Genomic DNA, 24,933 nt, shown 5'->3' with positions numbered 1-24,933 from the left:
GGGATTTGGCTATTAGGCTCCATTTAAAAGTTTAAAGTAGAGAGGGGAAAGTTAAAGGTGAAAGCATAAAGGCCAAAGGTAAAAGCAAAAAGTTATATGGTTTGTAGTTTAAGGCTAGTTGCCAACGACTACAGCTGATTGCTGACTGCTAATTGTTGATTATCACCAGCTGATCGCTAATTGCTCAGTGATGGTGGATAGCAGATTGCCGTCAGCTGTGAGAAATAAGAATTCCGATCAGTATTCCTAAGGCGTTTCCGAATGAACTCCGCAATGTTTTACGGGCTTTTGCAAGGTGGGCCTCGACTGTTTTCTCGGAAATATGAAGTTCTTCGGCTATCTGGTGCTGCGAATAGTCTTTCTCGTATTTCATTCTGAATACGATACGGCATTTATCGGGCAGCTCGTTAATTGATTGTTGAAGCTGGTCTTTTAACTCGTTCAGATCAAGAGTTTGAAGAGTAGAGTAATCAGCTTCGGAAAGAGAGGCCGAGACTTCTTTCTCAACGACCGACTGCCGCGCTTTTTTGGCAAGGCGATTAATTACTTCGAACTTTACAGCAACCGCAAAATAGTTGTCAAAGCCTTTCGACAACGTGAATGTCTCTCTCTTGCGCCAGAGGTTGCAAAAGATATCCTGTATGGTTTCTTCAGCTTCAAGAGAATCTTTCAAACGCTTTCTTGCAACGATATATAATTTATCCCAATAACGGACATAGATCTCTCTGAAAGCCCCTTCTTCGCCCTTTCCAAGGTGCTCTGCTAATTCAATATCTGTTAACTGGTTATATGGGTGCATATAATACGTTACGCTAAGTTATACGTAATAAGTTGTAAGTTATAAGTACCAATCGTCCGAAAGTCATAATTTACTGAATATCACAAGTCATTTTTTCTCTAAATAACCATATATGCTGGCTGTAAACGTGAATAGTTCATTACAATCTTCATAATTGGTATAAATAGTTCAATAGGTAAATCAAACATAAGCAACTAAATTGATTTAGGGAAATGATAAAAAAAATTCAAGGCGCACATACAAAAAGCCCCCAGCAATTTGAGTTGCTGAGGGCTTAATATGAAAAGGTGTACTCCTACAAATATCTGTTCAATAGATTTTCGAGGTATTCCTGTTTACCGCTTCTGGTTGCTGGTTCTCCATTTTCAATAGCGAACGCACGCAAATCTTCAAGGGTTAGTTTTCCTTCTTCGAAGGCTTTGCCTTTACCTGCGTCGAAAGAAGCATAACGATCCTGGCGGAACTTTTTGTAATCTGATTTCTGAAGAACGTTGTCTGCAATGATCAGAGCTCTTGCAAAGGTATCCATGCCGCCGATATGCGCATAGAAGAGGTCTTCCATGTCGGTTGAGTTTCTTCTGATCTTGGCATCGAAGTTTACACCTCCGCCTTTTAATCCACCTGCTTCCAGGAATACCAGCATGCATTCGGTAAGTTCGCCTACATTATTAGGGAATTGGTCAGTATCCCAGCCATTCTGGTAGTCGCCACGGTTAGCGTCCATCGAGCCTAATAATCCAGCATCGGCAGCTACCTGCATCTCATGCTGAAATGTGTGACCGGCCAATGTAGCATGATTTACTTCAAGGTTAAGCTTAAAGTCGTCAAGGAGGTCGTACTGACGAAGGAATCCGATAACCGTTGCGGCATCGTAGTCATACTGATGTTTGGTTGGTTCGCAAGGTTTTGGTTCGATAAAGAAATTACCCTTAAAGCCGTTCTTCCGTGCGTAGTCTTTTGCAGTATGCAGGAAGCGCGCAAAATGTTCCTGTTCACGCTTCATGTCTGTATTCAAAAGGGTCATATAGCCTTCTCTTCCTCCCCAGAAAACATAGTTCTCGCCGTCAAGAGCAATGGTAGCATCCAAAGCAGCTTTAACCTGCGCTCCGGCGTGTGTAAGAACATGGAAATCGGGATTGGTGGAAGCACCATTCATGTAACGGGGATTGCTGAATAAGTTAGAGGTTCCCCAAAGAAGTTTTACGCCACTTTCGGCTTGTTTCTTCTTTGCATAATCAACTAAAGCCTGTAACCTTCTTTCATTTTCAAGCACATCATTGCCGTAATCTACCAGGTCCACATCGTGGAAACAGTAATAAGGAAGATTCATCTTGGTAATGAATTCAAAAGCTGCATCCATTTTATCCTTTGCACGTTCCACAGGATCGCTTTTCTTATCCCATGGAAAGAAATGCGACGGACCGCCGAATGGATCAGCTCCGGTACCGCAGAATGAGTGCCAGTAAGCACATGCAAATCTGAAGTGGTCCTTTAATGTTTTTCCTGCCACTACAAGATTTTCATCATACCATCTGAAAGCTAGTGGATTGTCTGATTGAGGTCCTTCGTATTGTATCTGACCTATTCCTTTAAAAAACTCTGTTTCACCAGAAAGAATATTTCCCATAATGTTTAAATTTTAATTGTGTCGTTTTTTTATTATTTGTGATTAATCAGCAAGGGTTTAATTGGCATTGTTGAGATCGAGCTGCTTAAGCAGCAATTTCTTCCAGTCCTGATACACCGGCTCATACAGGTCAGCCGACGTTGGTTCTATCAGTTGAAAAGCTTTATTGTTAGTAAATGCCTCTCTTTCGGAAGCAAAAACTTTAACCCCTATCCCCGATCCGATAGCAGCTCCTACGCTTCCGTCGTTATCGTAAAACTCGACGGGAACGTTGGTAGCATTTACAAAAGCTTCGGTGAACAGGGAACTAAGGAAAAGATTGGCTTTTCCCACCCTTATTACTGAAGGGTTCATTCCATTCCCGCGCATAATATCGAGGCCGTAGCGAAATGCAAAAGCGATTCCTTCCTGAACTGCCCTGAAGATGTGGGCCTGAGTATGCAGGTTGAAATCTATATTATGGAAGTGAGCACCTACCATTTTATTATTCAGCATGCGCTCTGCTCCGTTCCCAAAGGGAAGAACTCTTAATCCCGCAGATCCCACTGGAATCTCTTGTCCCTTGGTATTTATCTGCGCATAGCTTGTTCCAGCTGCAAAGTTATCCCTCACCCAGCGATTTAATATGCCGGTACCGTTGATACATAGCAGCACTCCTAACCTTTTACTGTCGGCTGCATAATTCACGTGGGCAAAGGTATTTACCCGTGACTCGGGATCGTAGGTCAACTGGTCGCTTACTCCATAAATTACGCCGGAAGTTCCTGCTGTGGCAGCTACCTCTCCGGGCTGAAGTACATTTAAGGATAAAGCATTATTGGGCTGATCGCCTGATTTATAGGCAACCGGAATACCAGGCGTTAAAGACAAATGTTCTGCCACGCCCGAAGTAATATACCCGTGTTCTGAGAAAACGGGCTTTACCGGCGGGAATATGCTGCTGCTGAACCCATAGCACTCCAATACATCCTGTGATATTGCGTCATCCTGAAAATCCCAGAGGATCCCTTCGGAAAGAGCAGAAGCGCTGATGGTGATATCACCGGTTAATTTCATGGCAATGAAGTCACCGGGAAGCATGACCTTATCGATCTGTGCGTATACTTCCGGCTCGTTTTCCTTCACCCATGCCAGTTTAGATGCTGTAAAATTACCGGGCGAGTTAAGTAACCGCGAGAGGCTCCTTTGCTCTCCGATTTTTTGGAATGCCGAGTTGCCTATTTCTACGGCTCTGCTATCACACCAGATAATCGAATCGCGAAGTACGCGCTGTTCCTTGTCTACAATGACTAGTCCGTGCATCTGGTAAGCAATGCCGATCGCGCCAATGTCTTTAGGATTATACATTCCCGACGCATTAGCTTTAAGAATTGCGTTTTGAACATGATCCCACCACATCTCGGGGGACTGCTCGGCCCATCCGGTTTTTAATGACTTGATTTCTGTTTCTGTTTCAGGGTACTGAGCTGAAACCAGGGCGCTCTGGGTTTCTGAATCTACGACAGAAACTTTGATTGAAGAGGTGCCTACATCGATTCCTAAAAGAAGCATTTATAAGAGGTTTAATAATTGTGCCAACGTTTGCACAAATGTATATAATATTTGTAATTAAAAAAATTTAAGTCTAGAATTGTGAAAAATTTAAATGAAGAAAGTAACTATACTGGATATCGCTAAAGAGCTCAACGTCACGTTCTCTACTGTTGCCCGGGCGCTCAATGATCATCCTGCGATCAGTGCCGCTACCAAGAAAGCAGTGAGGGAAACTGCTGAAAGGCTAAACTACCGGCAAAACAAAATCGCTTCTTCATTAAGGTCGGGCCGCACGAATGTTATTGGCGTTATTGTACCTAGTCTGCGGGTCACCTTTTTCAGCTCCGTTGTATCTGGTATTGAACAGGTGATGAATGCGAATGGATATAATATCCTGCTTTATCAGTCTAACGAATCGCTCGTTAAGGAGAAAAAGGGTATTGAAACCTTCCTGCAGTCGCGGGTTGACGGCATCCTTGCTTCGATTACAACAGAAACCACAGATTACTCTTCTTACGAGGAAATAATAAAACGTAAAACGCCACTTGTCTTTTTTGACCGCGCTATTGACCAGCTCAATATATCGTCGGTTACTATTAACGACTACAAGGGTGGTTTTACTGCTACTGAGCATCTGATTCAGCAGGGATACAAACGAATACTTCACATAACCGCCGACCGCGAAATATTAATATTCAGGGAGAGGCTGCGCGGTTATATAGACGCACTTCGATATTATGGTTTGCCGGTGGATGACGATCTGATAGTGAAAGGAGACTTCTCTCCCGAGTTTGGAAAGACGGTAATAAAAGAGGCTCGTCTGAAAAACCTGGAATATGATGCTGTATTTGCACTCGAAGACTTCACCGCAATGGGTGTACTGCAACAGCTTCAGGAGTTTAACGTAAAGATCCCGGAAGAAGTAGCTGTGATAGGATTTGCAAATGAGTCCTTTGGCAGCCTCGTGACACCGCAGCTGTCGACCATAGATCAACAAACTATCCTGATGGGTAAAGAGGCGGCTAAACTGCTTCTTAAGCTAAAAAAAGCGGAGCTAACGCAGGAGGAGAAGCCGGAAAAGATCGTTCTTGATCCTTTACTCATTGTCAGGGCCTCCTCGCGAAGAAAATAACACACCCCTGATGTGAGACGGGCAGTACGCCGCGACGTAAAATTTGCAGATTGTAAGACACATAGCCTTGATTCTGATACCTAATTTTGTACATTTGCCCGAACCACAGTACTATTATGTTAGAGAACCTAAAACAACAATTCACAGAACTTTACGGCCAGCAAAATAAGAATGCATTCTTCGCTCCGGGCCGCGTCAATCTCATTGGAGAACATATTGATTACAACGGCGGCCTGGTAATGCCTTGTGCTATAACCATGGGTACTTACCTTCTGACCGCACCTAACAAAGATGGCGTTTTTCGTTTCAAAAGCACCAACTTTGAAGAAACCCTGGAGATCGCGGTTCAGGACAGCTATGAAAAGACTGGAAAAGAATGGTACAATTACCCCCTGGGGGTGATACATCATTTCCTTGCACAAGGTAAGTCTGTAGGCGGACTTGACCTGCTTTATCATGGCAACCTGCCTATTGGATCCAGTTTATCTTCTTCTGCTTCTATTGAGGTAGTTACCGCTTTTGCTATGAACGAGATCTATCATTCAGGTTTTTCTAAGCTTGATCTGGTAAAACTTTCAAAGAAAGTAGAGAACGAATTTATAGGGGTAAATTCGGGCATCATGGACCAGTTTGCCGTTGCATTTGGCGAAAAGAACAAAGCACTGAAATTAAACTGCGATACGCTGGATTACGAGGCTGTTGAATGTAACCTGGGAGATCATTTCCTGGCGATCATCAACACCAACAAACCACGCAAATTAACAGAATCAAAATACAATGAACGTGTTGGTGAGTGTCAGACCGCATTGAAGGCTTTACAGGCGGAGCTTGATATTCAGAACCTGTGCGATATTCATACCGACACTTTTGAGAAACATCAATCACTGATTGCAGACGCAACGGTGTTAAAGCGTGCTAAACATGTTGTTGAAGAGAATGACAGGGTTCTTGAAGCAGCTGAAGCTCTTGACCAAAACAGGCTGGCTGACTTTGGAAGACTCATGTTCGCGTCTCATGACTCACTTCAGCATCTTTATGAAGTATCGGGAATTGAACTTGATACTATTGTTGAGTTCTGTAAAGGCTTTGATGGTGTTACGGGAGCCCGCATGACGGGCGCTGGCTTCGGTGGCTGTGCTATTGCTTTGGTAAAAAAAGCCAGCTTCGACGACTTCAGTAAGAAAATCACAGATTATTATACTTCGAAAATAGGCTATGCCCCTTCAGTTTACAGCTCTGAAATAGGCACAGGAGTAGTTGAGTTATAATTGAGCTGATATACTTTTAAGCATACAAAGAGGGTGCCTTGAATACGGGGACACCCTCTTTGTATTTACATTTGCAGATCTTTCTGGTCTGCAGAATATTTTATTTAAATGGACACAAGGGAGGATACAACCGGAGAAAATGTACGGAAACTCAAACTGGACGAGCTAAACCGGGCCAGCGTCGAAGCGTTTAAGCAACAAAAAAAACTTCCCGTCACAGTGGTGCTCGACAATGTAAGAAGCATGCATAATGTCGGGTCGATTTTCCGTACATGCGATGGGTTTGCAGTAGAGCAAATATTTCTATGCGGGATAACCGGTCAGCCACCTCATCGTGAAATTGAAAAAACAGCGCTGGGCGCTACCCAGTCTATCGATTGGAAGTACTTTACCGAAATATCTGAAGCTATCGGGGAATTGAAATCCAGCGGGTATAAGATCGTAGCAATCGAGCAGGCCTTAAACAGCGTAATGCTGAATGATTTCCAGCCGTTAAACGGGTTAAAATATGCGCTGATATTCGGCAATGAGGTGAACGGCGTTTCAGACGAAGCAATGAAAGAGATTGACACCTGCATTGAAATTCCACAATTCGGAACAAAACACTCATTTAATATCGTGGTGTCTGCAGGAATAGTACTATGGGATTTCTTTGCGAAGGCAGGTTGCAGGTTGTAGATCGTGGGTTGTAGGTTGTGAGTTGTAGGTTGCTGGTTATAGGCTATTGGCTATTGGCAACTGATATATTCAGCTTTACAGGAGCCAATAGCTAACTGCCAACTGCCAATAGCTTTTAAAAAAAGAAACCTGCCCGGAAAAGGGCAGGCTTCTTTTTTTAAAACGCATACATACTTTCAGCATCTTTACTCTCCAGCGCAGTGCGTCCGCTAAGGAACTGATCCACTCGCCGTGCTGCTTCACGGCCTTCGGAGATCGCCCAAACAACCAGGGATTGTCCGCGCCGCATATCTCCTGCAGCAAATACTTTATTAACGTTAGTCTGGTAAACGCCTTCTGTAGCTTTTACATTTCCACGAGCATCGAGTTCAACGCCAAGCTGCTCAAGCAATCCTTCTTTCTGGGGATGAAGGAAGCCCATTGCCAAAAAGGCAAGTTGGCAGGGAAGTACACGCTCGGTACCTTCAACTTCTTTAAACTTCAAAGGACGACCAAATACGTCTGTTTCCCACTCTACATCTACAACTTTTACCCCCTTGAGGTTACCGTTCTCATCGCCAATGAATTCTTTAGTATTAATACCCCAGGAACGTTCGCAGCCTTCCTCATGTGATGTACTGGTTTTAAGCAGCATTGGATATGTAGGCCACGGCATATTTTCTGTTCGCGCTTCAGGCGGCTTAGGCATCAGTTCAAACTGAGTTACAGAGTTTGCTTTATGGCGGTTTGAAGTACCTACGCAGTCAGAACCTGTATCACCACCTCCTATCACAACAACGTCTTTACCTGTTGCCATAATTGATTCTTCTTCAAACTCAGTGCCGCTTACTCTTTTATTTTGCTGTTTCAAAAACTGCATTGCGTAATAAACGCCTTTTAACTCTCTTCCCGGTGCTGGAAGGTTACGTGGTATTGTTGACCCACCCGAAAGCACTACTGCATCGTATCCACGTAATAATTCGTCGGCACTGATGTCTTTACCCACTTCAGTATTACATTTAAATACCACCCCCTCTTCTTCCATCAGCTTTGTGCGACGCTCTACAACCCATTTTTCAAGTTTAAAATCAGGTATGCCGTAGCGAAGAAGGCCTCCGGGTTTGTCATCGCGCTCGAAGACGGTTACCAGATGTCCTGCTTTGTTGAGCTGAGCTGCCGCAGCCAGACCGGCCGGCCCTGATCCAATTACAGCAACAGTTTTGCCTGAACGGATAAGTGGTGCTTTAGCATGTACCAGACCCTTTGAAAAGGCAATTTCAATAATGTGCTTTTCAATCTCTTCAATTGTGACCGGGGGTTTGTTTATACCCAGTACACAAGCCGCTTCGCAGGGCGCAGGACAAATCCTTCCTGTAAATTCAGGGAAGTTGTTAGTTGAAGATAATATGCGGTAAGCTTCTTCCCAGTTTTCTTTATATACTGCATCGTTAAATTCAGGAATTATATTGCCCAGAGGGCAGCCTGAATGGCAGAAAGGTATTCCGCAGTTCATACAGCGGGCAGCCTGATGGTTCAGTTTATCCTCTGTGAAACAGCCTGTAAATTCTTTATAGTCATTAATACGCTCCTGAGCCGACCTCTTCGGAGGTAATTCTCTTGCGTACTCTTTAAAACCGGTCACTTTTCCCATTTTCAGTTAGCTGATTGATATTGTGCGTGTTGTAAAACTTTTTTATACTCCTTAGGGAACACTTTGATAAACCTGCGGCTTTCTTCGGCCCAGTTGCTCAACAGATAGAGAGCGAGATGGCTCTGTGTAAGCTGAAGATGCTTTTTAAGAAGGGTTAGTATTTGCTCCTCGTCCTCTCCTGTCAGCGGATCGAGATCCACCATTTCAGGATTACAGTTATCAGCGAAGTTACCATCAACATCGTATACCCAGGCTATACCGCCGCTCATTCCGGCGGCAAAGTTCCGGCCTGTTTTACCGAGTATCAGTGCCAGACCGCCGGTCATATATTCGCATCCGTGGTCTCCTACTCCTTCCACTACCGCTGTAGCACCCGAATTACGTACGGCGAAACGTTCTCCAGCCTGTCCCCTAACGAAAAGCTCGCCGGATGTGGCACCATAAAGAGCAACGTTACCGATGATAATATTCTCCTCGGGAACCAGCGTGCTTTCGGCCGAAGGATAAATCGCCAGGCGTGCACCGGAGAGACCTTTACCCACGTAGTCATTTGCCTCACCTTCAAGCTCAAAAGAAATCCCTTTCGCGCAGAAGGCGCCAAAGCTCTGTCCAGCAGAACCTGTAAACTTAAAGTTGATCGTATTATCAGGCAATCCTGCCGAATGATATCGTTTCGAAAGTTCATTAGACAAAACGGTACCCAGCGTACGGTCTGTATTTTTCACCTCAAACGAACCGAATACCGGCGTGCGGCTTTCAAGTGCCTGTTGCGCATGTTCAAGGAGCTGCCAGTCGAGAATGTTATCCATTCCGTGATCCTGGCTTTCACTGTTATACAATGTTTGTTTGGAAGGATTAGTTACCGGATGAAGTATCGCTGAAAGATCCAGCGTACGTGCTTTCCAGTGAATGTTTCCTTCGCGGACTTTCAGGAATTGAGAACGGCCTACCATTTCATTTACGGTCCGGAAACCAAGGTCCGCCATAATTTCCCTTAACTCTTCGGCAATGAAACGGAAGAGATTTACAATATGCTCCGGTTTCCCGCTGAATAGCTTACGCAGTTCGGGATCCTGTGTGGCAACGCCAACCGGACAGGTATTAAGGTGACACTTACGCATCATGATACAACCTCCTGCTACGAGCGCAGCTGTTGCAACACCCCATTCTTCTGCTCCTAAAAGAGCTGCCACTGCTATATCACGACCGGTTTTTAGCTGACCGTCAGTCTGCAAGACAACACGGCTTCTCAGCTGGTTGCGAACCAGTGTCTGATGTGCTTCAGCCAAACCAAGCTCCCATGGTAGTCCGGCATGTTTAATTGAACTGATCGGGGAAGCTCCGGTTCCGCCATCGTACCCTGCAACCAGGATCACATCGGCATGGGCTTTGGCTACACCGGCTGCTATAGTACCGACACCTGCTTTTGACACCAGCTTCACATTGATACGAGCATGCCGGTTGGCATTCTTCAAATCGAAGATCAGCTGTGCAAGGTCCTCGATAGAATAGATGTCGTGGTGAGGCGGAGGAGATATAAGTCCTACTCCGGGAGTAGAATGCCGCACTTTTGCAATCCAGCTATCCACTTTATCGCCTGGTAATTGACCTCCTTCTCCAGGCTTGGCGCCCTGTGCCATTTTTATCTGAAGTTCATCTGCATTGGTAAGGTAGTATGACGTCACCCCGAACCTTCCAGATGCTACCTGCTTAATAGCTGACCGCATAGAATCGCCATTAACCAATGGTGTATATCTGATTTCATCCTCTCCGCCTTCTCCTGTATTGCTTTTACCACCTATGCGGTTCATTGCAATTGCCAGAGTGCTGTGTGCTTCATGAGAAATCGAGCCAAAGGACATAGCGCCTGTAGCGAAACGTTTCATGATAGCTTCGATAGGCTCCACCTCTTCAATAGGTACAGGTTCACGGTGATGTGCAAAATCAAACAACCCGCGCAGCGTGTACATCTTCTCGGACTGATCGTTTATCAACTTTGCGTATTGTTTATAAACGCTGTAATCACCGGTACGTGCCGACTGCTGCAACAGGTGAACTGTTTGAGGGTTAAACAAATGCGCCTCACCCCGACGCTTCCATTGATATAATCCGCCTTCCGGCAATAACTGCTCATCCGCCTTGGAATAGATGAATCCCTGATTATGCTTAAACAGGCTTTCCTTGGCTATCTCATCCAGTCCGAGACCACCTATGCGGGTAACAGCGCCGGTAAAATACTGGTCTACTACGCTCTTGTTAATTCCGAGGATCTCAAATATCTGTGCTCCGTGATACGACTGAAGGGTAGAAATTCCCATTTTCGAGAATATCTTCAGCAGTCCATCACATACTGCCTTGATATAATTTTTAGAAAGGTATTTAAAGTCAAGCGATGTCTCAAGCTTGTTTTCTTCCTTTAAGGTTTGAATAGTTGCCAGGGCCAGATAAGGGTTGATAGCAGAAGCTCCGAATGCAAGGAGACACGCAAAATGGTGCACTTCCCATACATCACCGGCTTCTACCACAAGGCCGACCTGACCTCTGTAGCCTTTTTTAATGAGGTGGTGATGTACAGCCGAAACAGCGAGAAGCGAAGGAATCGGAGCATGCTCAGAGTCAACCGCCCTGTCAGACAAAATCAGCACTTCAAAACCATCATCCACAGCATCTTCGGCATAACGGCATAGACGGGCTATCCCTTTCTGTAAAGAACCTGGTTGGCCATCCGCTTTGAAATAAGTATAGAGTGTTTTGGAATGAAACATTCCGGTATCAATACTTCTTAACTTTTCAAGTTCGTTATTATTCAGAATAGGATGACGCAATGCAACGCAATGGCAATGCATCTTATCTTCGTCAAAGAGATTCCCGTTATTTCCAATGAAAGTAGCCAGGCTCATCACCATTCTCTCGCGAATAGGGTCGATAGGCGGATTCGTTACCTGTGCAAAGAATTGCTTAAAATAGCTTGAAATATGCTGAGGGCGGTCGGACAATACGGCCAGTGGTACGTCTGTACCCATGGAACCTATTGGCTCTTTACCATCCACGGCCATTGGTTTAACAATGGTTTCTATATCTTCACGGGAATAACCAAATACCTGCTGGTACTTCAGAACAGATTCTTTTGAGAGATTTGTAAAAGCAATCCTGGGCTCAGGAAGCTCTTCCATCCTAATTTTATAATTCTCAAGCCATTCTCCGTAAGGTTGAGCCGAAGCTACTTTGTGTTTAATTTCCTGATCGGTGATGATCTTGCCCTCAGCAATATCCACAAGGAACATTTTTCCTGGCTGAAGACGTCCTTTTTTTACAATAATCTTTTCGGATATTGGTAAAGCCCCGGCCTCAGAGGCAACAATTACCCTTTTGTCGTTAGTAATAGCATAACGCAGTGGACGAAGACCATTTCTGTCGAGTAAAGCCCCTATCTGCCTGCCATCCGTAAAAGTAAGGGCAGCAGGACCATCCCAAGGCTCCATTAATGTCGCATGAAACTCATAGAACGCTTTTTTCACAGGATCCATTTGTTCATTTCCATCCCATGCTTCAGGCACCAGCATCATCATGACATGAGGCAATGCACGACCGGTATGCACCAACACCTCTACTACGTTGTCAAGACAGGCAGAATCCGACTGGTTGGCATCAATCACAGGCAGTATAATATCCATCTCTTCTGCTGAAAAGTAAGAAGAAGCGTAGGATCTAAGACCTGAATAGAACCAGTTAAGGTTACCGGTAAGAGTGTTGATCTCTCCGTTATGCGCCATGAACCGGAAAGGCTGTGCCAGCTTCCAGGACGGGAATGTATTTGTCGAAAAACGACTGTGAACCATCCCAAATGCGGAAGTAAGGCGCGCATCGGCAAGGTCGGAATAGTATGTTCTAAGCTGATATGTTGTAAGCTGACCTTTATAAACAATCACGCGGCATGACATCGAGGCGATATAAAAGTCGCTTCCCTGTACTACTGTTTCGGTGATTGTCTTGCTGATCAGTCTTCTTAAAACATATAGCTTACGTTCGAAGTCGTCGGCATTGTTGATATTATCCGGGCGACCGATAAAAACCTGTTCAACAGATGGTTCAACAGCCAGAGCTGTTTGTCCAACCACGGAAGCATCGACCGGTAATTTCCTGAACCCCAATAACGGTAAGCCCATCTTTTCGGCAGAATTAACGATGACAGTACGGCATGACTCTCTCGCCGTAATTTCCTTGGGAAAGAAGATCATACCAACACCATAATGAGCTGGCTCTCCCAGATGAATATCAAGTGAAATACACTCTTCTATCAGGAACTCATGAGGTATCTGTAATAAAATTCCGGCACCATCCCCGGTTTCCGGATCGCATCCGCACGCGCCTCTATGCTCCATATTCTCAAGAATAGTTAAAGCATCTGACACGATCTGGTGTGACCTGTGGCCGTCAATATGTGTAATAAAGCCTACTCCACAAGAGTCATGTTCGAATTCAGGACGATACAATCCCAGCTGCTCATTTTCGATTTGTTTCATCAGATTTATAATGCAAATATTACGAAATTAAGGATTTCACCTCAAAATTAGGACAATTCAACAATTTTTGTTTATTCTTCAATTCTGCAATAGCAAACATAATATATTTTATCAAATTTATAAAATTAAAAGTAAAAACTTGACAATATATTAAATCATACTTTTCCTCAAACAATTTCGCAGAATCACTAACGCATAGAGGAAATTCTAATGTACGGCTTATTTTAAAAATATTCAAATTGATTCTTCAACGTTCCGCATATTTGCTATATTTGCCCCGGGTTAGTCTTCTACGACCAGCTCCTCTTGAACTCCCCCAGGGTGGGAACGCAGCAAGGGTAGAGGGTTGTAGCGGTGCGATAGAAGGTGCTAGCCCACTTTTTTTTCTCTAATTTGTCAATTGTTAATTTGACAATTAGCCCATGACCGATATAGCTCCAATTCACAATCGCCTGACAATTAATAAAGCCTTTCGGCTGACCATTCACTTTGCGGTATTATCTACCATAATTTCTCAGACAGATCCTTTCAACATATTAATTAAACTACATGAAATTTTTTATTGACACAGCAAATCTTGCTCAGATTAAAGAAGCCCACGACATGGGAGTACTGGATGGCGTAACAACCAACCCCAGCCTTATGGCCAAAGAAGGAATTACAGGGCATGAGAACATCATCAATCACTACAAAGCTATTTGCGACATTACAGATGGCGATGTGAGTGCTGAAGTTATAGCTACAACTTTCGACGAGATCGTTGCTGAAGGCGAGGCGCTGGCAAAACTGCATGAAAGAATTGTTGTGAAAGTTCCGATGATAAAGGACGGAATTAAGGCGATTAAGTATTTCACCTCTAAAGGCATAAAAACAAACTGCACTTTGGTTTTCTCTGCAGGGCAGGCTTTACTTGCTGCTAAGGCTGGAGCTACTTACGTATCTCCTTTTGTTGGACGGCTTGACGACATTTCTACAGACGGACTAACTCTGATTGAGGACATCAGAACTATCTACGATAATTATGGTTATCCAACACAAATATTGGCTGCTTCAGTACGTCATTCTATGCACGTTATCGAATGCGCTAAAATCGGAGCTGATGTTATTACTGCTCCCCTGTCGGCTATCGTAGGACTGCTAAAACATCCTTTAACAGATAACGGCCTGGCACAATTTCTTGCCGACCATGCAAAAGCAGCAGGCAAATAATAAATAGAAAAGAGTTTGGAATAAGCATACCCCTGCTCATTTCAAACTCTTAGCTTTAATGGGGCAATACGTTCTCATTGCTTCTATCTTAATCCGATAATTATGGTCCATATTGATGTTTTGATCATAGGTGCTGGCCCTATTGGCCTTACATGTGGAATTGAAGCGGGTAAAGCCGGCTTATCCTATGTAATAATTGAAAAAGGCTGCCTTGTAAATTCCTTATATAATTATCCGGCCAACATGACCTTTTTCTCTACCTCAGAGAAATTAGAGATAGGCGACATTCCGTTTGTGTCAATCAGCCTGAAGCCTACGCGGGCAGAAGCGCTTGAATATTACCGCAGGGCTGCAATTCATTATAATCTTAATATACGGCTCTTTGAATTGGTTTCTAAAGTATCAGAAACCGATGGAGCATTCCTTATCGAGACGAGCAAAGCAAGCTACTTCGCGAAAAATATTATCGTTGCAACAGGATTCTATGATGTGCCGGTAAAACTTGATATTCCGGGGGAAGATCTGCCGAAAGTAAGCCATTACTATAAGGACCCACATTACTATGCCATGCAGCGGGTTGCTGTTATCGGAGCGGGAAATTCGGCGGTAGATGCTGCTCTTGAAACCTACCGGAAATCGGCAGAAGTGACTATGATCGTAAAAGGCGATGAAATCGACTCCAGGGTAAAATATTGGGTGCGGCCCGATATTGTAAACCGTATTAAAGAAGGGAGTATAAAAGCCTATTTTAATTCCAGGGTTACTGCAATCCGGGAAAGCGAAATCGACATAGAAAGTACAGAAGGCAAAATCACTATAGCGAACGATTTTGTGCTGGCAATGACCGGCTACAGACCTAACTTTAACTTCCTGAAGCACATTGGAATTAACTGCTCGATCGACGACAGAAAGCTTCCTTCTCATAACCCTGATACAATGGAAACTAATATTCCGGGCGTTTACATGGCAGGTGTAGTTTGCGGAGGAATGGATACGCATACCTATTTTATTGAAAATTCGCGCGAACATGCCGTCAAGATTGTAAATAACATACTAGAAGCCGAACGTTAGAATGGGCGATTGGCTTAAGGAAATTCCCCAATAAAGCTGCCCCGCTGAATTATTTGTAAGTCGAACATCATAAATCACAAATAAAATCCGATTGCTGATTGCTCATTGCTGATTGCTATTTATCTTTGCAGCAATGGATACAAGGGATTTGCTACAGCGGGCTTTGGCTTTTGATTTTCTTTCAATAGAGGAAGGTGTTTACCTGTTCAAAAATGCAACTACATCCGAGTTGATGTATACTGCTAATGAATTACGTAAAATACAGGTGCCGCATGGCAAAGTCACCTGGCAAATAGACCGCAACTTAAACACGACCAATGTTTGTATAGCAAACTGCAAATTCTGCAACTTTTTTCGCCGCCCCGGTCACGCTGAGAGCTATATAACGGATATAGAAACTTATAAAGTAAAGATAGAAGAAACATTCAGACTCGGGGGCGACCAGCTTTTATTACAAGGCGGACATCATCCCGACCTCGGATTGTCGTTCTATACTACCTTGTTCAAACAATTAAAAGAGCTCTATCCTACCCTGAAATTGCATTCTCTCGGCCCGCCCGAAGTGGCACATATTGCAAAATTGGAAGGGATGAGTCATACCGATGTTTTACAGGCCCTGATGGATGCCGGCCTTGATTCACTTCCTGGAGCCGGAGCCGAAATCCTTAATGACCGGGTGCGCCGCCTCATCTCTAAAGGAAAATGCGGAGGACAGGAGTGGCTTGATGTAATGCGTGCAGCACATAAATTAGGCCTCACAACCTCTGCAACGATGATGTTCGGCCATGTAGAAACGGTAGAAGAACGATTTGAACATCTTGTTTGGATCAGGCAGGTACAGTCTGAAAAGCCAGAGGATGCCAATGGCTTTATTGCTTTCATTCCATGGCCGTTTCAGGACGATGGAACCTTACTTAAAAGAGTACGGGGAATCAGCAATGAGGTTAGTGCCGATGAGTACATCCGGATGCTGGCCTTAAGCAGGATCATGCTTCCTAATATTAAAAACATTCAGGCTTCCTGGCTTACAGTTGGCAAAAACGTTGCGCAGATATGCCTGCATGCCGGAGCTAACGATTTCGGATCAATCATGATAGAAGAAAATGTAGTGAGTGCAGCAGGGGCTCCCCACCGGTTTACATCGGCGGGAATTCAACAGGCAATCCAGGAAGCGGGCTTTGAGCCACAACTGCGCAATCAGAAATATGGATTCAGGGAAATCCCGCCTCAGATCGAACAGCAAACTATTAATTATTAGAGAATGCTGCAGGTTGCGGGTTTTGGCTTGCGAGCGTAAAGCTCAAAGTTGAATACAAAAGTTAAAAGCTTAAAGTCCAAAGCTGAAAGCGTTGAGTTAAAAGCTTTAGATTGAAACATGAAGCATATGTAAAAGCTTAAAGCTGATTACTAAAAGCGAATGTTATCAAAGGAGCCCTTGGATACACAACCTGCAACTTGCAACCCACATCCTACAACTCATACGGGCTTTTTAATTTATTTTAGGTAATTTCACAAAAATTACCCTTTATATGGCCCTAAATGCCCTTATTGTTGACGACGAGGAATACAGCAGGAAATCACTGTATTTTTTACTTCAGGAACACTGCCCCGAGGTAGTTGTGGAGGGAATTGCCAAATCAGTAGCGGAGGCAAGAGAACAGATAAGAGAGCAGTCTCTAAATCTCATATTTTTGGATATAGCAATGCCTAAAGAAAGTGGATTTGACCTTCTCCCCGATCTGGAGGGAAAAAACATTATGGTAATTTTCACTACTGCTTACGATCAATATGCCCTCAAAGCGTTAAAAGCAAGTGCTATTGACTATCTGCTGAAACCTATCGATATCGATGAACTGAAACTGGCTGTTAAAAAGGCCGGAGAGCGCGTAGAGTTAAAATCTAAGAACGTAGTCGATGCGGGTGATACCTTGCACGACTACGCCGTAAACAACTCCCTTCAGGCGAACGGCGAAAATAAAATAACATTAACGCATACTAACGGTTTTGATGTAATTGATACCGCGGATATCGTTTATATAGAAGCCGACTCCAACTATTCTGTATTCCATCTTCAGAACAACGAGAAAATCATCATCTCTAAGCCGCTGAAGGAATTTGAAGAAATGCTGGATCGCCAGAACTTTGTAAGGATCCATAAGTCAGTGATCGTAAACTTCAGATACGTAAAAGGTTATTCCCATAAAAACGGACTTCAGGTACTGTTAGATGATAAAACGTCACTCCCCGTGTCAAGAAGAAGATCGAATGAATTTCAGGAAAAAGCAAAAGCATATTTTAAAAGCTGAATAACAAAGCATGTCTGATCGCACTCACATGTCCCATTTCTCCCACCTGCTCAAATACGTATCCAGGTATCTGGCTGCATTTATTTTAGTTTTAGCCAGTTTTGCTACGTCGCGCGCTGAGACACTGAATTTCAGGAATTATTCTGTAAAAGAAGGACTGGCAAATTCTACGGTATATTCAATATTCCAGGATTCAAAGGGATTTATGTGGTTCGCTACAGAAAGCGGAGTGAACCGGTTCGATGGACAAAAGTTTGAGCTCTTTACCATGGATAACGGGCTTTCGGACAATGAAGTTCTGCAAATAAAAGAAGATTCTTCCGGACGGATCTGGTTTCTGACATTGAACGGAAAACTAAGTTATTACTTTAACAATCATTTCTACAATCCAGATAATAATCCCGTTTTAAAAAAGAGTATTTGTCCGAGCAGTTTTTTTTCCTTCTACGAAGATTCCAAACACAACCTCTGGTTTACTACTAATCAAAACAGGGTGCTGCGTATCGATGCTCAAGACAATGTTAAATTTTATACTTCCACGGGAAACTCATTGGCAGGCTGTTACCTTAGTCAAACTGATGAAGGTAGAATTGTTGCCATGAGGAAAGAATACGCCTTAATACTCCAAGGCGAACGATTTTCCCTGCTCCCGACAGAACACCTTCCGCTTTCTTCAAAATCAATTACGCAGGTACCGACCGACAAGTCGCTGTTATTTTTATCCGGCAAGGGCCTGGTGCAATACCGGCATAGCCAATTTCGTATACTGTCCAGTCTCAAAGGTATCAACAATAACGTGGCCTGGAGTCTGCTTTCAGATAGCCAAAATCAGCTCTGGGTAGGTACAATGGGCAAAGGCATACTGCTCTACAGATCACTGTCGTTTGCACCGGAAAACCATTTACGGGACCTCAGTATTACACACGTGTTTCAGGACACTCAGGGGAATATATGGATCGCTACTATCGGAAACGGCGTTTACATGTTACCTTTCTATTCGCGATATGTTGCTCATTTTACTACCCAGGATGGGATGAGCAGCAACGCTGTCACCAGCATAGTTAAAGAGAGGGATCAGCTGATCCTGGGATTAAGATCAGGAAATCTGGATATCGTCAGTCAAGGCAAGGTCATCCACAAGACACTCAATAATACCAATCAATATAATCCCGTAAAGAGGCTATATTATGATAAAAACAGGAATTCCGTATGGTATACGTCCGACAACAGTTTGATTGAAATGCATCCACAGTATGGCAATATCAATCTGTTAAAGGGAAAGGACAAGGCTTATGCACTGAAATCAATTAGCATAAGCAAAAAGGGAGAGTTAGCTGTTGCCCTGGCATCCGGCGTTTTTGTTGCAGATAAAAGCAGCTCGCTAACGTTCAACACTCTAAACAACGAAAAGACCCAGGTTTACTTTCCTGACAGAGCCTTCACGGTGTACTACGACTCGGCAGGACGCCTGTGGTTTTCCAATATCCAGGGATTACAATATTATGCTCAGGGGAAAGTCACAAAGCTATACCAATCTATCCCTGCACTAAAGCAACGGATTACGGATATAGCAGAACTGCCAGATGGAAGGCTCGTTTGCACCACTTATGGATTTGGCGTATACGTTTTAAAAAATAATCAGCTAACAAATACGATAACGACAGCGAATGGCCTTGCCAGCAACATATGCAAAAGGATCTTTGTCGAAAACAATAAAGCATGGATTGTTACCGGCAAAGGTATAAGCGTTATAAATTTCAACAGGCAACCAAATGAGGTCGACAGTTACAGCACCGAAAATGGGTTGATATCTAACGAAATAAACGATGTATTTGCAAATCAAGACACCGTTTATATTGCCACAAATAACGGGATCTCTGTATTTCGTCCGGCACTTCGGCTACCAGGTAAACCTCCTGTGGTATATTTAAAAAATGTCCTGGTTGATAAACGTCCGGTTAAAGCCGATGCATATTTACACCTTTCTTATACTCAAAACAATATAACCGTCAACTATATAGCCTTAGATTACAGTCATCCCTCTCACATTCTTTATGGGTACAAGCTCAATCACGATTCCAGATGGTTTGAAACCCAGGGGAATACATTAGAATTTGGGTCCCTGGAGCCAGGAAAGTATCTTCTCGAAATCAGAGCAAAGGGTTTGGATACAAAATGGGGCGCCCCTGTTAAAATACAATTTACAGTGTACCCTCCATTTTGGAAAACATGGTGGTTTATCCTGCTTTCCGGTTTGGTTTTTGCCACCCTCCTGTTTTTCCTGATCCGTTATTATTTCAGGACCAAGCAGACTGAAGAAAAGGAAAAGCTGATTACTAAAACACGTATAATTTCTTTGGAGCAACAAGCATTGCAGGCGATGATGAATCCTCATTTTATCTTTAATGTAATGAATTCCATACAGTATTTTATTAACACAAAGGAAAATACCATGGCGAACCAGGTACTAACTGGTTTTGCCCGCCTCATCCGGAAGAACCTGGATATATGCAATAAGAGCTATATAAGCGTTGAAGAAGAGGTGAGCTATCTCGCCCTTTATCTCTCATTAGAAAAAATGAGATTCGGCGAAAAGATGAATTATAGTATAGACGTCGATAAGGAAATAGATCACCAGCAAATGTATATTCCATCTATGCTATTACAGCCGTATGTTGAGAACGCGATATGGCATGGCATCATGCCTAAAGATAGTCCTGGGACCATCAAAATATCCATCCGGAAACGGAATGACGAGCTAAACATAGAAATAGCGGACGACGGCGTTGGGATAGAGAATTCAAAAAAGCTTAAAACCGGCGATCATATTAGCAGGGGAATGCGGTTAACCGAGCAGCGGGTACTTTTGTTAAATAAATTCAAACGCGAACAAATCAAAATAGACGTAAGCCAGGTTCCTTCGGGCGGAACAAAAGTGCAGATTTGCATCCCTCTTAAACCGTTTACTAATTAATACGTACCGGATACTCAATACAGAAGTATCGAAATAGTAATTACCGTAATATTGTAATGTGTATCTGCAATTTTAAGGATTAAAAATATTTTATCTAAGTGTGTGTTTAGCGGCTGAAGCTTCCCAAAAGTTTCACCGCTTTTTTTTTGTTCTATCCCTTTTAAAAGAAGAGGGGAACGGGAGCGTTTTTGGCACGAAGTGCTACATTTATATTCTGTTTCTGAAAACACTTCTGAAAATTTATATAAGTTTGCCGCTGAAAAGTGGAAGATATAAGATTAAATATAGAAGCGCTCGTATTCGCTTCTGAACAAAGCTTGCCTGTTAAAGAAATCCAGGCTGTCATACATTCGGGACTTGGAATTGATATCAGCGAGGAGGATATTATTGCTCATTTAAAGGCAATAAAAGAGAAATACGATGGCAACGACTTTGCGATTACGCTGGTTGAGCTCAATGAAGGATATCAGTTCCTGACAAAGCCGGCCCATCATGTGCTGATTCATCAGCTTCAGATTCAACGATCTAAAAAGAAGCTCAGTCAGGCAGCGCTGGAAACTTTGGCTATAATTGCATACAGGCAGCCAGTAACAAAACTGGAGATTGAGCAGATAAGGGGCGTTAATTGCGACTATACACTTCAGAAACTTCTCGAAAAGGAGCTTATCTCTATCACCGGAAAAGCAGAAGCTGCCGGAAAGCCGCTGTTATACGGAACAAGCGCTTTATTTATGGATTATTTTGGAATAAAGAACAATTCAGAATTACCTCAATTAAAGGACATTACGTCGGAAGCTAATGAAATAGGAGAAAAATCTGAATAATTTCATCTTCTCCGTTTCAGTCAAATTGAATTTCTGTTATTTTTGATGCAACGAAAAATAAAATAACATTCAATATTAAATTCTTTTTATTTTTATAGAAGCTTAACCGAATACTTTATTTAAAATGAAAACGCCAAAAAAGAAGCCTGGAACGAGTAAGAGCACAGTAAGCGGCGCTAAAAGTTCTAACATTAAGCCTGCGGATTCAAGAGCGAATAAACGCTTTGCAGATGATGACGATGATGACTTTGACGAACCGTTGGAAGATCTGGGAGAATTCAATGATTTTAATGAGTATGACGACGACGACGAGTATTGATATTAAAAAGTTCGTCCGGTAAGCATTCACAATCTGAATGCTTTTTTATTCTCAGCGATTTAACGCGGGAAACATTGGCATTGGTATTGGATGTTCACGGCAAATAAACAGCCTTGACATCATATTGCTATTTTATGATTATTACTGAAGTAAGGGACAAGAAAACAATAAAGGAATTTTTAAATGTTGCACGGGTAATATACAAAGGAGATCCCGCCTGGGTTTGTCCTCTGGATACCGATATCGAAAACGTTTTCAACCCTGCTAAGAACAATTTTCATAAACATGGGGTGATCACCCGGTGGATTGCCAAAGATGATTCAGGAACCCTTATCGGACGTATAGCAGCCTTTATTAACTACAATAAAGCAGATTCATTTGCCCAGCCTACAGGAGGCATTGGCTTCTTCGAATGTATAAACGATGAAGCAACTGCATTTGCCCTCTTTAATACCGCTAAAGATTGGTTGCAGCAACATGGCATGCAAGCGATGGATGGCCCTATCAACTTTGGCGAAAACGATACATTTTGGGGTTTACTTGTAGAGGGATTCACACAGCCATCGTATGGAATGAATTACAATCCCCCATACTACAAAAAGCTATTTGACAGCTATGGCTTTTTTACATTATACGAGCAGATCACCAACCATCTTGACGTAAATAAGCCGTTTCCTGAACGCTTTACCAAAATTGCTCAATGGGTAATAAAAAAGCCGGGATACCGATTTGAACATCTTAAAGTACAGGAAATCGATCGCTTTGCAGCCGATTTCATGGAAATATATAATGACGCATGGGAAGACTTTGACAACTTTGTACCTATCCGTAAAGAAACCATAGGAGAAGCCTTCAATAAAATGAAGATACTCATGGATGAAAATTTGATATGGTTTTCTTACGTCAATAACGAACCGGCATCCTTTGTAATTATATTGCCTGATGCAAATCAGATCATTAAGTCTTTTAACGGGAAGCTGGGGCTTATCGAAAAATTAAAATTCCTTTATTACCGGTGGAGGGGGGTTTCGCGAATGAGGGCAATTGTTATGGGCACGAAAAAGGCATATCAGAAACATGGTCTTGAATCTGCTATGTTTATTAAGCTAAAGGAATATGTTATTCCTTTAAAGCAATATAATGAACTTGAACTTTCCTGGGTAGGCGACTTTAATGAGAAAATGCTTGCAATCCATGAAGCAACAGGAGCTGTTTTTGGAAAGAAGCATGCAACACTCCGAAAAATATTTGAATAATGCCCCGGTATTCCGGAGCATTTCTTTTATGCTAAAACTTTTGTCCTTCTAAGCTCCTCGAACAAATCAATGATCTTCTTTTGAAGCTGAATTACTTCTGACTCCCTCTCCTGAAGACGTTTAGAAATAGATTCCAGTTCTGAAAGATATTTTTCCTGCTGCTCAGTATCATTGTATGTAAGTAATTGTACTACTGTCATATCAAACAATTTAGCAATCTGTTCTAATCTGGAAAGGTTAATGTCTGTAATACCGGTCTCAATCTTTGAAAATGCAGGAATAGAAATATCTAACCGCCTCGCTACATCTTCCTGGCTCCACCCTTTCTGGTGCCGCAGAAGTCTTATCTTTTTACCTAATGTTTTCATGTTCCTATCTTTTATCCACTGTTTCGAGGGCTCGTTCTGCAACTTGCACCAAATTTAGTCCACCGAAATCGCCTGAACTCATAAGAAGCAAGTTTTTACCCTTATAATTAATAGAACTCAAAAATTCGACCAATATTTCATTATTATTGAAAAAATTTAACTTGCTGTTACCAAATGCTTCTTTAACTACATTTTCACCATAAGGTTCCATCTTCTTTTGTTCAAAAGTATGACGGTTAATAAACACAACAGCAGTATCAGCGAGGTCCATACTTCCGTGGTATTCCTTTAGAAAATCCCGGTTCAGGCTGCTGAAGGTATGTAATTCAATCACAGCAACAAGCTCCCGGTCCGGGAACTGCTGTTTTGCGGCCTCTATTGTGGCTTTCAGCTTTGAAGGCGAATGTGCAAAATCCTTATATACCGCCGTATGCTCAGTCTTTCCTAACAGCTCAAGTCGCCTTGCAGCCCCTTTAAATGAGGATATTGCATTATAAAACTGTTCATCCGAAATACCAAGTTCCGCACACACATGACGCGCCGCTTCTATGTTATAAAGATTGTGTTTACCAAAAATCTGCAAAGGCAAGTCCTTATCTGGGGTTTTAAGATACGTAACGCCATCAGCGATGTAATTACTAGCCAATGAATATCCTTTTTTTGATACATCGATAGCTGACTCATCTACTATTTTTTGCACTACAGCATCATCCTGATTGTAAATCACCGTACCACCGGGTCTGATCGTTTGAAGAAAATTTTTAAACTGATCAGTATAATTTTCGAATGTTGGAAAAACATTAATGTGATCCCATGCGATACCGCTAATAACAGCAATATTTGCCTGGTATAAATGAAACTTAGGACGCCTGTCGATAGGAGACGTCAGATATTCATCGCCCTCGATAACGATCACGCCGGCATCACTTATCTTCACCATAGTCTCAAAGCCTTCAAGCTGCGCTCCGACCAGGTAGTCAAAACTTCTGCCACTCTCTTTTAGAACATGGAGAATCATAGAAGTGATCGTCGTTTTTCCATGGCTTCCTCCTATCACAACACGCACTTTATCACGCGATTGCTCAAAAATATATTCCGGATAAGAGTATACTTTCAATCCCATTTCTTTGGCTTTCAATAGCTCAGGATTATCGGCGCGTGCATGCATACCCAAAATAACAGCATCGATATCACTGGTAATATTTGCAGGATACCAGCCCATATTCGCGGGTAGTATGCCGTATTTCTCCAGACGAGTCCGGGAAGGTTCATAAATAGCATCGTCCGATCCTGTTATAACATGGCCCTTCTGCTTTAAGGCAATAGCCAGATTATGCATGGCACTTCCGCCAACAGCAATAAAATGTATTCGCATAAATCAATCAATAAGAAAAACTTTCTATTTTAAGTAAAGAT

General features: G+C 42.8%; 18 protein-coding genes and 1 other RNA gene. 12 read left to right on the top strand and 7 right to left on the bottom strand.

All coding sequences use genetic code 11. The annotated features are described in order from the left end of the window. Window positions 1-211: 211 nt before the first annotated feature. The 3 genes from BDE36_RS09145 to BDE36_RS09135 form a co-directional block, all read right to left on the bottom strand. Window positions 212-799, bottom strand: a complete 588-nt coding sequence (locus tag BDE36_RS09145; RefSeq protein WP_141814625.1) for an RNA polymerase sigma factor — start codon at window positions 797-799, stop codon at window positions 212-214. Between the two features lie 295 nt (window positions 800-1,094). Continuing rightward, the gene (gene xylA / locus BDE36_RS09140) at window positions 1,095-2,426 is read right to left on the bottom strand and encodes a xylose isomerase (protein WP_141814624.1); all 1,332 of its coding nucleotides are present in this window, start codon (window positions 2,424-2,426) and stop codon (window positions 1,095-1,097) included. Window positions 2,427-2,483: 57 nt separating this feature from the next. Further along, window positions 2,484-3,977: a xylulokinase gene (locus tag BDE36_RS09135; protein ID WP_141814623.1), complete on the bottom strand. Its 1,494-nt coding sequence runs from the start codon at window positions 3,975-3,977 to the stop codon at window positions 2,484-2,486. Window positions 3,978-4,071: 94 nt separating this feature from the next. Between BDE36_RS09135 and BDE36_RS09130 the strand changes: the two genes are divergently transcribed. From BDE36_RS09130 to BDE36_RS09120, 3 genes are all read left to right on the top strand, one after another. After that, complete coding sequence (locus BDE36_RS09130; RefSeq protein ID WP_141814622.1) at window positions 4,072-5,091, top strand: LacI family DNA-binding transcriptional regulator; 1,020 nt, start codon at window positions 4,072-4,074, stop codon at window positions 5,089-5,091. 116 nt (window positions 5,092-5,207) lie between these two features. Next, window positions 5,208-6,359 carry a galactokinase gene (locus tag BDE36_RS09125; protein WP_141814621.1) on the top strand — a complete coding sequence of 384 codons (1,152 nt, stop codon included), beginning with the start codon at window positions 5,208-5,210 and terminating at the stop codon, window positions 6,357-6,359. A 108-nt stretch (window positions 6,360-6,467) separates the two neighbouring features. Beyond that, the gene (locus BDE36_RS09120) at window positions 6,468-7,037 is read left to right on the top strand and encodes an RNA methyltransferase (protein ID WP_141814620.1); all 570 of its coding nucleotides are present in this window, start codon (window positions 6,468-6,470) and stop codon (window positions 7,035-7,037) included. Between the two features lie 157 nt (window positions 7,038-7,194). On the opposite strand, the gene BDE36_RS09115 is transcribed toward BDE36_RS09120, so the two are convergent. Together BDE36_RS09115 and gltB are read right to left on the bottom strand one after the other, a co-directional pair. Then, window positions 7,195-8,667, bottom strand: a complete 1,473-nt coding sequence (locus BDE36_RS09115) for a glutamate synthase subunit beta (protein WP_141814619.1) — start codon at window positions 8,665-8,667, stop codon at window positions 7,195-7,197. A gap of 2 nt (window positions 8,668-8,669) precedes the next feature. Then, window positions 8,670-13,190 carry a glutamate synthase large subunit gene (gene gltB / locus BDE36_RS09110; RefSeq protein WP_141814618.1) on the bottom strand — a complete coding sequence of 1,507 codons (4,521 nt, stop codon included), beginning with the start codon at window positions 13,188-13,190 and terminating at the stop codon, window positions 8,670-8,672. A gap of 279 nt (window positions 13,191-13,469) precedes the next feature. Between gltB and ffs the strand changes: the two genes are divergently transcribed. The 9 genes from ffs (at window position 13,470) to BDE36_RS09065 (ending at window position 23,149) form a co-directional block, all read left to right on the top strand. Then, an RNA gene (gene ffs, locus BDE36_RS09105) (signal recognition particle sRNA small type) lies at window positions 13,470-13,568 on the top strand. Window positions 13,569-13,739: 171 nt separating this feature from the next. After that, a complete protein-coding gene (fsa, locus tag BDE36_RS09100) occupies window positions 13,740-14,399 on the top strand; it encodes a fructose-6-phosphate aldolase (RefSeq protein ID WP_128771187.1) in 660 nt (219 codons plus the stop codon). 102 nt (window positions 14,400-14,501) lie between these two features. Then, window positions 14,502-15,470 (top strand): YpdA family putative bacillithiol disulfide reductase, encoded by a 969-nt coding sequence (locus BDE36_RS09095; protein ID WP_141814617.1) that lies wholly within the window; start codon window positions 14,502-14,504, stop codon window positions 15,468-15,470. A 133-nt stretch (window positions 15,471-15,603) separates the two neighbouring features. Then, complete coding sequence (mqnC, locus tag BDE36_RS09090) at window positions 15,604-16,728, top strand: cyclic dehypoxanthinyl futalosine synthase (protein ID WP_141814616.1); 1,125 nt, start codon at window positions 15,604-15,606, stop codon at window positions 16,726-16,728. Window positions 16,729-16,999: 271 nt separating this feature from the next. Beyond that, window positions 17,000-17,776: a LytR/AlgR family response regulator transcription factor gene (locus BDE36_RS09085; RefSeq protein WP_141814615.1), complete on the top strand. Its 777-nt coding sequence runs from the start codon at window positions 17,000-17,002 to the stop codon at window positions 17,774-17,776. Between the two features lie 28 nt (window positions 17,777-17,804). Continuing rightward, window positions 17,805-20,750 (top strand): sensor histidine kinase, encoded by a 2,946-nt coding sequence (locus tag BDE36_RS09080; RefSeq protein WP_161987586.1) that lies wholly within the window; start codon window positions 17,805-17,807, stop codon window positions 20,748-20,750. Between the two features lie 263 nt (window positions 20,751-21,013). Then, on the top strand, window positions 21,014-21,574 hold the full coding sequence (gene scpB / locus BDE36_RS09075) for an SMC-Scp complex subunit ScpB (RefSeq protein WP_141814613.1): 561 nt from the start codon (window positions 21,014-21,016) through the stop codon (window positions 21,572-21,574). Between the two features lie 124 nt (window positions 21,575-21,698). After that, window positions 21,699-21,893 (top strand): hypothetical protein, encoded by a 195-nt coding sequence (locus BDE36_RS09070; protein ID WP_141814612.1) that lies wholly within the window; start codon window positions 21,699-21,701, stop codon window positions 21,891-21,893. Between the two features lie 134 nt (window positions 21,894-22,027). Next, on the top strand, window positions 22,028-23,149 hold the full coding sequence (locus tag BDE36_RS09065) for a GNAT family N-acetyltransferase (RefSeq protein ID WP_141814611.1): 1,122 nt from the start codon (window positions 22,028-22,030) through the stop codon (window positions 23,147-23,149). A 26-nt stretch (window positions 23,150-23,175) separates the two neighbouring features. Here BDE36_RS09065 and BDE36_RS09060 read toward each other — a convergent pair whose 3' ends face one another. Both BDE36_RS09060 and BDE36_RS09055 read right to left on the bottom strand, forming a co-directional pair. After that, window positions 23,176-23,517, bottom strand: a complete 342-nt coding sequence (locus tag BDE36_RS09060; RefSeq protein ID WP_128771179.1) for a helix-turn-helix domain-containing protein — start codon at window positions 23,515-23,517, stop codon at window positions 23,176-23,178. Between the two features lie 4 nt (window positions 23,518-23,521). Then, the gene (locus tag BDE36_RS09055) at window positions 23,522-24,892 is read right to left on the bottom strand and encodes a UDP-N-acetylmuramate--L-alanine ligase (protein WP_141814610.1); all 1,371 of its coding nucleotides are present in this window, start codon (window positions 24,890-24,892) and stop codon (window positions 23,522-23,524) included. Window positions 24,893-24,933 lie beyond the last annotated feature (41 nt).

Source organism: Arcticibacter tournemirensis (assembly GCF_006716645.1).
Taxonomy (GTDB): Bacteria; Bacteroidota; Bacteroidia; order Sphingobacteriales; family Sphingobacteriaceae; genus Arcticibacter; species Arcticibacter tournemirensis.
This window is presented reverse-complemented; position numbering and strand designations above follow the sequence as displayed.